Here is a 7846-nt window from a genome sequence, read left to right on the forward strand (position 1 = left end):
CAAGCTTAGTGCGGACGGTGGAGCCGGGCGGGTCCAGCGCGTACGAGGAACATAGGGTACGAGCATGTCGCTCGACGGGTACCACACCATTCTCGTGCTCGGCGGAATCCGGTCCGGTAAGTCCGAGTTTGCCGAATCCCTGGTCAACGGCGCCACCGAGGTCAGGTATGTGGCCACCGCCACTCCCGCTACCGATGATCCGGAGTGGGCGGCCAGGTTGGACGCGCACCGCGGTCGCCGACCAGCGACCTGGGTCACAGAGGAGACCGGAGCCTCCCCCGGGCGACTGATGACCCTGCTCACCGACGCGAAGCCGGACCAGACGCTGCTGATCGACGATCTCGGTGGCTGGCTGACCGCCGTCCTCGAGGAGGCCGGATGGTCGGCGGGTACCGAGCGCGGGGCCGTCACCGAGCTGGTCGGCGCGGTACGCGACTGCGTTGCCCGCGTGGTGATCGTGAGCCCCGAGGTGGGGATGTCGGTGATCCCGGCGACCGAGTCCGGACGGGCCTTCGCCGACGCGGTGGGCAGCGCGAACCGGCTGCTGGCGGAGGCGTGTGACGGGGTGGTCCTGGTCGTCGCCGGTCAGCCCGGCTGGCTCAAGCCGGCTCCGGCTGGCACGCCCGCCGTGCCGGTGCCGGCGGCCGGGGTCTCGGTCGCCGTCTCGCCCGCCGAGCCGGTGCCGCCGGTCGAGCCGGTGCCGCCGGCTGAACCGCTCACCGCCACCGCGGCGCCCACAGCGGCGCCCGCCGAGGGGGCGGTACCCGAAGCGGCGGCATCCGAGCCGGCGGTGACCGAGCCGGTCCCGGCAGAGACCGCAGTGCCTTCCAGGTCGCTGTCCGGCTCCCTCCTCACCCTCAAGGATCAGCCGCAGGGCGTGGTCATCGAGCTGGACGGGACGCTGCCGCTGCCAGACGAGGAGGCCGCCAGCGCCGCCGGGGAACGCCTCGCCGCGCTCAACATCGCCGGCCCCGGCCTGGGCAACCTGACCCGGGCCGCGACGTTCGCCGCCGGTGTCCAGGGCACGGCCAGCCCGAGGCCGTTCGGTTCGGTACGCGTACTGCTGTTGCACGGCGACCACGCCGGCGGCGTGGCGGCCGGCGACAACCCGGACGACTGGGCCGAGCGCGTGCGGCAGTCCCGGCAGGGCGCCGGCCCGCTCGGTCTGCTGGCCACCCAGGCCGGCGCGCGCCTGGAGGTGGTCGACCTCGGCGGGCCGGGTCGCACTCCGGTGGCCGCACCTATCGAGGACGGACTGGCGGCGTCGCCCACCCGGGTGGACGCGGCACTGCGGGAGGGCCTCCGGCTGGCCGACGCCGCGATCGACGAGGGCACCGACCTGATCGTGCTGGCTGCCGCCGGAGCCGGGCAGCATGCCGCCGCCGCGGCGGTCGTGGCGGCCAACGTGACGGCCGGACCGGCCGCCCTGCTTCCCCGGGTGTACCAGCCGGGCGGGAAGATCGACGACGAGGCGTGGATGGTCCGGTGCGGCGCTATCCGGGACGCGTTGCGCGGCATGCGGGGCCAGGCCCGGGACGCCCGCGCGGTGCTGGCCGCGCTGGCCGGCGAGGACATCGCGGTCGGGGTCGGGGTGCTGATCGGGGCGTCGGCCCGGCGGGTACCGGTCCTGATCGACGGGCCGGTCGGCATCGCCGCCGCGGTCACCGCCCGGGACATCTCCGCGGTCACCCGGCACTGGACGCTGCTCGCCGAGCACGGCGACCACCCGACTGTGAAGGCGGGTGCGGACATGCTGGGTGCCACGCCCCTGCTCGACCTGCGGTTCGGGCTCGGCGAGGGCGTCGCGGCGCTGGCCGCGCTCCCGCTGATCCAGTCCACGCTGTCCATAGTGGACGGTGTCTGACCGGGCCGGCCCGGCGCCGGGCTCCCTGGTCGCCGGGGTGCGCCTGGCGCTGACCACGTTCAGCGTGCTGCCGCTGCGGGCCGGCCGGGCGGACCGGGCCGCGGCGGGCGTCGCGATGTCCGCCGCGCCGCTGGTCGGCGCGGTGCTCGGCGCCGTACTCGGCGGCGTGGCGCTGGGGTTGCGCGAACTTCGGGCGCCGTCGCTGGTACTCGGCGCCGTGGTCGTCACGCTCGGCGTGGTACTGACCCGGGGGCTGCACGTCGACGGGCTGGCCGACACCGTGGACGGGCTCGGCTCGTACGCGGGGCGGGAGCGGGCTCTGGAGATCATGAAGAGTCCGGAAGTCGGCCCGTTCGGGGTGGCCGCCATCGCGCTGAGCCTGCTAGTCCAGGCTGCCGGCGTGGCCGCCCTGGCCGGCAGAACGGCTTCCGCGCTGGTGCTCGGGGTCGCGACCGCCGCCGCCACCGGCCGGCTGGCCGTCTCCTGGGCCTGCCGGCGCCGAGTACCGGCGGCCCGGCCGGCCGGGCTGGGCGCGCTGGTCGCCGGTACGGTCGGGGTCCCCGCGCTGGCCGCGGGCACGCTCGCGGTGGCCGTACTGGCGGTGTTCGCGGTACCGGGCCGGCCGTGGCAGGGTCCGGTCGCGGTGGTCCTCGCCGCCGGCGTGAGCATCCTGCTGAACCGTCACGCGGTACGACGCCTGGGTGGGATCACCGGCGACGTACTCGGCGCGCTCGTCGAGGTCGCGGCGTGCGTCGCGTACCTCGTGCTGGTCCTAGGCTGAGCGCTGGTCCTAGGTTGAGTCCGCGGCCACCTCGTGGCGGGTCAGCATCCGGTCGTCATCGCACCGAGGGAGTGACGAAGGGGGGCTTGACCACCTGGCAGCGTGAGCGCCGGCCGCGCACGTCCAACTCCACCTCGTCGCCCTCGGTCAGCCCCGCGGACGAGTCCAGCAGCGCCAGGGCGATGCCGACCCGCCGGGTGGGCGAGAACGTACCGCTGGTCACCTCGCCGACCCGCTCGTCGCCGCGCAGCACCGCCATGTGCGGCCGGGGGATCCCCCGGTCGAGCGCCAGCAACCCGTGCAGTACCCGGGCGGGTCCCGCCGCCCGCTCAGCCAGCAGCACGTCACGGCCCCAGAACGCCGGCTTCTTCCAGCCGACCGCCCAGCCGGCCCGGGCCTGTGACGGCGTGATGGACAGCGACAGGTCCTGGCCGTGCAGCGGGTATCCCATTTCCGTGCGCAGCGTGTCCCGGGCAGCCAGGCCGGCTGCCCGGATGCCGTGCGGCTGCCCGGCGGAAAGCAGCGCGTCCCACACCGCGACCGCCCGGTCCCACGGGACGACCAGCTCGTACCCGTGCTCGCCGGTGTAGCCGGTGCGGCACACGGTCAGCTCGGTGCCGGCGAGCGCGGCGGTCTCGAAGCTCATGTACCCGTGCGCCGACGGCAGGCCGAGCCCGTCCAGTACGGCGGCGGAGCCCGGCCCCTGCACGGCCAGTACCGCGAAGTCCCGGTGCCGGTCGGTGATCTTGATCTCGGCCGGCGCGGCGGCGACCAGCCGGCGTACGACCTCGGCGGTGTTGGCGGCGTTCGGGATCAGGAACACCTCGTCAGGGCCGCGCAGGTAGGCGATCAGGTCGTCGACCACGCCGCCGGTCCGGTCGTCGCAGCACAGTGTGTACTGCGCCTGGCCTGGAGTGATCCGGCCCAGATCGTTGCTCAGGCACCCGTTGAGGAACTCGGCGGCGCCGGGCCCGGCCACCGAGACCTTGCCCAGGTGTGAGACGTCGAACACACCGACCGCCTCGCGTACCGCCGCGTGCTCCTTCAACACGCCGCCGCCCGCGTACTCCAGCGGCATGTTCCAGCCGCCGAACGCGGCGAACTTCGCACCGAGGGCGACATGCCGCTCCCGCAACGGGGATTCGAGCAGGGATTCCTGGGCAGTGTCTGCGGTGTGAGCCGCCTCTTGAGAGGACATGCTGGGCAACCTATCGAACGACTGGTCTGGGTCGCGGCGCGGCACCAGACGCGCCGAGCCAGACTGGTCGAACGACTGGCCCGGGTCCCGGCGCGGCACCAGACGCGCCGAGCCGGACCGGCCCGGACCGGCCCCCGGGAAAGGGTTCCCGCCCGGTTCGGAGAGGGTTCCGTCCCGTTCCGGAAGGGCATGATCGGCCCGTCCGGCGCACGTGACCGGCCACGATGGCTAGCATCGACGCAAGCCTGCACTGACATCCCTGGAGATAACGCGTGACTACCAGCATTGCGACGCTCGACCTCATCGATACCGACCCGGCCGAACTGGCGGTCGGAGCCATCGTGATCGGCGTCTACAGCCAGAGCCCCGACGCCCCGGCACCGCTGCTGCTCGCCTCCGGCGCGGAGAGCATCGCCGTCGCGTTCGACGGGCGACTGGTGGACACGCTGGTGCTCCTCGGCGCGACCGGTGCCACCGGAGAGGTGACCAAGATGGCCACCCTCGGCACGATCAGCGCGCCACTGGTGGTCGCCGTCGGGCTCGGCCCGGAGCCCACCGGCGCGATGCCGTCCCCCGAGACGCTGCGGCGGGCAACCGGCAACGCGGTGCGGGCACTCGCGGGTACCCCGAAGATCGCCCTGGCGCTGCCCGTCTCCGAGGAGCCGGACGGCGACGTCGCCGCGCTGCGGGCGCTGACCGAGGGCGCGCTGCTCGGCGGGTACCGGTTCGCCGCGTACAAGTCGACCCCGGCCCGGGTGGCGCCGGTGGGCGCGGTGTCGGTGCACGTACCGGACGCCGCCGACAAGACGTTCCGCGCCGAACTCAAGCGCGCCGCGGCCGTGGCCCGGGCGGTGACACAGACCCGGGACTGGGTCAACACCGCCCCCAACGACCTGCGCCCGCCCGCGTTCGCCACGGCTGTCGCGGACGCCGCCCGCAAGGCCGGCCTGACCGTCGAGGTGCTCGACGAGAAGGCGCTCAAGAAGGCCGGGTACGGCGGGATCATCGCGGTCGGCCAGGGCTCCGAGGCGCCGCCGCGGTTCGTCCGCATCTCGTACTCGCCGAGCCGGGGCTCCCGTAAGAAGGTGGCCCTCATCGGCAAGGGCATCACCTTCGACAGCGGCGGGGTCTCGATCAAGCCAGCGCAGGGCATGTGGGAGATGAAGTCGGACATGGCCGGTGCGGCGGCGGTCGCGGCCACCCTGCTGGCGGTCGCCGAGCTCAAGCCGAAGGTCACCGTCACCGCGTACGTGCCGATCGCGGAGAACATGGTGTCCGGGTCGGCGTACCGGCCGGGCGACGTGGTGGCCATGTACAGCGGCAAGAAGGTCGAGGTACTCAACACCGACGCCGAGGGCCGGATGATCCTGGCCGACGCGATCGCCCGGGCCTGCGAGGATGAGCCGGACTACCTGCTGGAGACGTCGACGCTGACCGGCGGCCAGGTGATCGCGCTGGGCAAGCGGGTCGCCGGTGTCATGGGTACCCCGTCGCTGTGCGCTCGGGTGCAGGAGGCCGGCGACGCGGTCGGCGAGCCGGCCTGGCCGATGCCGCTGCCCGATGACGTGCGCAAGGGCATGGACTCCGAGGTCGCGGACATCTCGCAGGTTAACAGCGCGATGGACCGGGCCGGCCACATGCTGCAGGGCGGTGTGTTCCTGTCCGAGTTTGTGGCCGACGGCGTGGACTGGGCGCACATCGACATCGCCGGTCCGAGCTACAACTCCGGCGAGCCGTCCGGGTACCTGTCCAAGGGCGGCACCGGGGTACCGGTCCGCACGCTGCTGGAGCTGATCGACCGCATCGCCGCGGAGTAGGGGCCAGCGGAGCAGAAGCGGCCGAGCAGAGTCGCGAAGCAGGACCGAAACGATCCGGCGTCCCGGGCACGCGTGCCCGGGACGCCGATGCTTTTCTAGCCAGCGCGCTTAGCCAGCGCGCGGCCGACCCGTTGCCCAGCGGTGGGCCCGGCCGGCCTAGCTGTTGCCGGCCGCCTTGCGGCGCTGGTTGTAGTCGCGCATCCGCTGCGGATAGCCGACCAGCCGGACGTCATAGACCGGGATGCTCAGCTTGAAGGCGAACTGCCGGGCGCTTTCCGGGTTCGGCACCCGTCGCCTGGTCCACTCCCCGTCGTGCGCGATCAAGATCACGGTATTCTCGGTGACCGTCGTGCGAGGCTCCAGGAACGCCTCGACACCACGGCGGGACCGGACAAACTGCTCAAGATATTCAAGATCAACGCGGTACGCCGCCCGATCGGTGGATGCCGTCGCAGATCCACCCCGGCGTCGGAACCAGGCCACCCGTCTTCTCCTCCCCGGCCTTTGGGCAAAGGGTACGCCGCCCAAACGTGTCGTTGCGCACCTCACGTCGCAGCCGTATCAGGGTAGTGACAAGATGGCCGAGGCGGTTGCCCCGCGCAGGGGGCGACCTCTCTCCATACACGCAGAGCCGCGCTTCCCTGGGAGAGCACGTGACCGACGAGACCAACAGTTACGACGTCGTCATTCTGGGCGGTGGCAGCGGCGGGTACGCGGCGGCCTTCCGAGCGACGGAGCTGGGTCTGTCCGTCGCGCTCATCGAAAAGGACAAGCTGGGCGGCACCTGCCTGCACCGCGGATGCATCCCGACCAAGGCGTTGCTGCACGCCGGTGAGGTCGCCGACCTGGCCCGCGAGGGCGAGCAGTTCGGTGTGCAGGTGGGCTTCAACGGCATCGACATGAAGGGCGTCAACGCCTACAAGGACTCCGTGGTCTCCCGGCTCTTCCGGGGCCTGCAGGGGTTGTTCAAGGCCAACAAGGTCACCGTCTTCGAGGGCGAGGGCCGGCTGGTCGGTCCGACCACGGTCGAGGTCAACGGCCAGCGGGTCACCGGCCGCAACCTCATCCTGGCCACCGGCTCGTACTCCAAGAGCCTGCCCGGCCTGGACGTCGACGGCGAGCGGGTGATCACTTCCGAGCACGCGCTGAACCTGGACCACGTTCCCAGTTCCGTGGTGATTCTGGGCGGCGGCGTCATCGGCTGCGAGTTCGCGAGCGCCTGGAAGTCGTTCGGCGTCGATGTGACGATCATCGAGGCGCTGCCCCGGCTGCTGCCGCCCGAGGACGAGCAGAGCTCGAAGGCGCTGGAGCGGGCGTTCCGCAAGCGCGGCATCACGTTCAAGACGGGCAAGCCGTTCGAGACGGTCGAGCGCACCGATAGCGGCGTCAAGATCACCATCCAGGGCGGCGAAACCTTCGAGGCGGAGCTGCTGCTGGTGGCCGTCGGACGCGGCCCGACCACGGCCAACCTCGGATACGAGGAGCAGGGCCTGAACATGGAGCGCGGCTTCGTCCTCACCGACGACCGGCTGCGTACCAACCTGCCGAACGTGTACGCGGTCGGCGACATCGTCCCCGGTCTCCAGCTGGCGCACCGCGGCTTCGGCCACGGCATCTTCGTGGCCGAGGAGATCGCCGGCCTGAACCCGGCTCCCATCGACGAGAACGGCATCCCCCGGATCACCTACACCTCGCCGGAGGTGTCCTCGGTCGGTCTCACCGAGGCCCGCGCCCGTGAGCTGTACGGTGACGGCGTGCAGACGCTCACCTACGACCTGGCCGGCAACGGCAAGAGCCAGATCCTCAAGACGTCGGGCTTCGTGAAGCTCGTACGGGCACCCGAGGGTCCGGTGGTCGGCGTCCACATGGTCGGTGACCGGATCAGCGAGCTGAGCTCCGAGGCGCAGCTGATCTACAACTGGGAGGCGTTCCCGGCCGAGGTCGCCCAGCTCATCCACCCGCACCCGACGCAGAGCGAGGGCCTCGGCGAGGCACACCTGGCGCTGGCCGGCAAGCCGCTGCACGTGCACGGCTGAGCCGCCCCGGGACCGATCCGAAAACAAGACACAATCCAAGGAGTCACAGGACATGCCGGTATCGGTCACCATGCCGCAACTCGGGGAGAGCGTCACCGAGGGCACCGTCACCCGCTGGCTCAAGCAGGTCGGCGACAAGGTCGAGGCCGA

7 protein-coding genes are annotated in these 7846 nt (G+C 72.1%); 5 read left to right on the forward strand and 2 right to left on the reverse strand.

The window, feature by feature from the left end; all coding sequences use genetic code 11:
* Positions 1-64 precede the first annotated feature (64 nt).
* Together Raf01_RS34295 and Raf01_RS34300 are read left to right on the forward strand one after the other, a co-directional pair.
* Positions 65-1864, forward strand: coding sequence for a bifunctional adenosylcobinamide kinase/adenosylcobinamide-phosphate guanylyltransferase (locus Raf01_RS34295; protein ID WP_203922235.1), 1800 nt, complete (start codon positions 65-67; stop codon positions 1862-1864).
* Positions 1857-2645 (forward strand): adenosylcobinamide-GDP ribazoletransferase, encoded by a 789-nt coding sequence (locus Raf01_RS34300; RefSeq protein ID WP_239134187.1) that lies wholly within the window; start codon positions 1857-1859, stop codon positions 2643-2645. Before Raf01_RS34295 ends, Raf01_RS34300 begins: the two co-directional genes overlap by 8 nt.
* A gap of 55 nt (positions 2646-2700) precedes the next feature.
* Here the strand turns inward: Raf01_RS34300 and gcvT are convergent, their stop codons facing one another.
* Complete coding sequence (gcvT, locus tag Raf01_RS34305; RefSeq protein WP_203922236.1) at positions 2701-3843, reverse strand: glycine cleavage system aminomethyltransferase GcvT; 1143 nt, start codon at positions 3841-3843, stop codon at positions 2701-2703.
* Between the two features lie 272 nt (positions 3844-4115).
* Between gcvT and Raf01_RS34310 the strand changes: the two genes are divergently transcribed.
* Complete coding sequence (locus Raf01_RS34310) at positions 4116-5660, forward strand: leucyl aminopeptidase (protein WP_203922237.1); 1545 nt, start codon at positions 4116-4118, stop codon at positions 5658-5660.
* Positions 5661-5816: 156 nt separating this feature from the next.
* Here the strand turns inward: Raf01_RS34310 and Raf01_RS34315 are convergent, their stop codons facing one another.
* The gene (locus tag Raf01_RS34315; RefSeq protein ID WP_203922238.1) at positions 5817-6143 is read right to left on the reverse strand and encodes a hypothetical protein; all 327 of its coding nucleotides are present in this window, start codon (positions 6141-6143) and stop codon (positions 5817-5819) included.
* A 170-nt stretch (positions 6144-6313) separates the two neighbouring features.
* Between Raf01_RS34315 and lpdA the strand changes: the two genes are divergently transcribed.
* Entirely contained in the window at positions 6314-7696 is a 1383-nt protein-coding gene (gene lpdA / locus Raf01_RS34320; protein ID WP_239134188.1) for a dihydrolipoyl dehydrogenase, read from the forward strand.
* A 52-nt stretch (positions 7697-7748) separates the two neighbouring features.
* Positions 7749-7846 (forward strand): biotin/lipoyl-containing protein (locus Raf01_RS34325; RefSeq protein ID WP_203922253.1); only part of this gene is annotated, 98 nt, incomplete at its 3' end.

Source organism: Rugosimonospora africana (assembly GCF_016862975.1).
In the GTDB taxonomy this organism is placed as follows: domain Bacteria; phylum Actinomycetota; class Actinomycetes; order Mycobacteriales; family Micromonosporaceae; genus Rugosimonospora; species Rugosimonospora africana.